The 2,562-nt window shown below is 39.7% G+C and carries 1 protein-coding gene and 1 pseudogene; one reads left to right on the forward strand and one right to left on the reverse strand.

The features are described from left to right. The coding region (locus PX636_RS14600; RefSeq protein ID WP_288117671.1) for a UPF0182 family protein at window positions 1-2,178 on the forward strand (2,178 nt) is incomplete at its 5' end. Window positions 2,179-2,328: 150 nt separating this feature from the next. On the opposite strand, the pseudogene PX636_RS14605 reads toward PX636_RS14600, so the two are convergent. Further along, a pseudogene (locus PX636_RS14605) lies at window positions 2,329-2,562 on the reverse strand (flagellar assembly protein H); the annotation flags it as partial.

A 2,562-nucleotide genomic window follows, 5' to 3' on the forward strand; every position in this document is an offset into this window, starting at 1 on the left:
CAGTTACTAGAATTATGGCTCACTGGTGTGGGAATATATACTCTTTTTGCTGTTATTTTAACCTATCTTTTTTCGGCCGATAGTCTTTCTCTGGGAACATTTCCGGGGTTTTCCCGTCCGCAACTGCGTCATTTATACGCCCTGTGGAGTGGGTTAATGGGGCTGCTAGTATTACACCATATTATTCAGCGTTACCTGCTACTTTATTCTCCGGAAGGGGTAGTTTATGGTGCGGGTTATATCGATGTTCATGTTGGTCAATTTATTGAAATTATTCTGGGAATTATTGCAGGAATAACCTCTATATGGTTAGGAGAAAAAGCATTATTTGGTAAAAAAGACCGTCGCAAGTTATACAAAAATACTAAGAAAAAGTTGGTATTTTTCCCCTACTTAGTTCCTGTATTTCTCTATTTAATTGTTTGGATAAGTGGCACAATTATCAGTGGACTATTGCAAAGAACTGTCGTACAACCGAATGAATTAGTGAGAGAAAGACCCTATATCGAAAGAAGTATTCAATCCACAAGAGCGGCTTTTTCCTTAGATAGAATTGATGCCCAAGTTTTCGATCCACAGGCCGAATTAAATGCCGAAGTTTTAGAGAGAAACCATCTAACTATCGATAATATTCGTCTTTGGGACACCAAACCACTGCTAGAAACTAACCGACAATTACAGCAAATTCGCTTATATTATAAATTCCCCGATGCTGATATCGATCGCTATCGGGTACGAGTAGGATTGCCTGAAAAAATCGAAGAACGTCAAATATCTGAAAAACAACAGACAATTATTGCCGCTAGAGAATTAGATTATAGTGCGGTTCCCACTTCTGCTAACACTTGGGTGAATAAACATCTCGTTTATACCCACGGTTATGGGTTCACTCTTTCCCCGGTTAATTTAGTGGCTGCCGGGGGTTTACCCTACTATTTTGTCAAAGATATCGGCACAAATAAAGACGAAGGGGCCCTACAAACCTCTAGCGAATTAATTGATTATAGTATTCCCATTGGTAAACCCCGCATTTACTACGGGGAATTAACTAATAATTATGTGATGACTCCCACCACCGTAGAAGAATTGGATTTTCCTAGCGGGGATGGAAATGTCTATAATACCTACGATGGTAAGGGAGGAATCCTAGTGGGGACGGGGTGGAGACGTTGGCTATTTGCCCTTTATCTGCGGGATTGGCAAATGTTATTTAGCCAAGATTTTACTCCCGAAACTCGCTTATTAATGCGTCGTGATATCCAAAATCGTGTGCAAACTATCGCCCCTTTTTTAAATTATGATCGCAACCCCTATTTAGTAGCGGCAGATGTGGGCGATAGTAGTAGTAAATTACATTGGATTATTGATGCTTATACTATCAGCGATCGCTATCCCTATTCTGACCCGGGGAAAGATAAATTTAACTATATTCGCAATTCGGTCAAAGTGGTAGTGGATGCCTATCATGGAACGGTGAATTTCTATGTTGCCGATGAAAATGATCCAATCATTCAGACGTGGAGTAAAATCTTTCCTCATCTCTTTAAATCTTTAGCAGAAATGCCGAAAACTCTCCGCAGTCATATCCGTTATCCCGAAGATTTATTTAGTACCCAAGCGGAAAGATTATTAACCTATCACATGACCGATCCGCAAGTATTTTATAATCGGGAGGATCAATGGGAAATTCCCCTAGAAATTTACGGCACGGAACCCCAGGCTGTATCACCCTATTATTTAATCATGAAACTGCCCGATTCCGACAAAGAAGAATTTATTCTCCTCCATCCCTATACTCCCTCTAGTCGGCAAAATTTAATCGCTTGGTTAGCGGCGCGTTCAGACGATAGAGAGTATGGTAAGTTATTACTCTATCAATTTCCTAAACAAAGGTTAGTGTACGGACCGAATCAAATTGAGGCTTTAATTAACCAAGATCCAGATATTTCTCAACAGATTTCCCTTTGGAATCGGGACGGTTCTAAAGTTTTGCAAGGACATCTATTAATTATTCCCATTGAACAATCGCTGCTTTATGTAGAACCTTTGTATCTAGTGGCAGACCAAAATAGTGTCCCGACAATCGCTAGAGTAACAGTTGCTTATCAAAATAAAATTGTCATGGAACCAACCTTGAAGGAAGCTTTAGAAAAGCTATTCTCAGGTGATCAGAGCTAAATTGCCGCTAATTGGCCACAAATTAGCAAAAAAAGCTGATGCTGGTTCCAGAACGATCCTCAATATCCCCGAATTTGCCCAGAAAATTGCCTGCTCTGGTTAATCAGCCAATTTTAAAATCCAGTATCATCAAAGGATTGAGTTATGCTTTTAATTAGAAAAGTGGGCAATTAATTCTGTGCGAGATAAATTAATTATTAAAGGGGTAAACTCCTCCACTGGTAATAATAAAATGCGCTCGATGATTAGGGACAAATCTGGGTCTAAACTACCAAAACGAGCTTTCAATAAATTTTCTATCACCAGACGTTCTCCCTGTTGAAGACCCTGTTGAAGACCTTGTTGAAGACCTTGTTGAAGACCCTGTTGAAGACCTTGTTGAAG

The organism is Microcystis sp. M53598_WE2 (genome assembly GCF_030067735.1).
Taxonomy (GTDB): Bacteria; Cyanobacteriota; Cyanobacteriia; order Cyanobacteriales; family Microcystaceae; genus Microcystis; species Microcystis aeruginosa.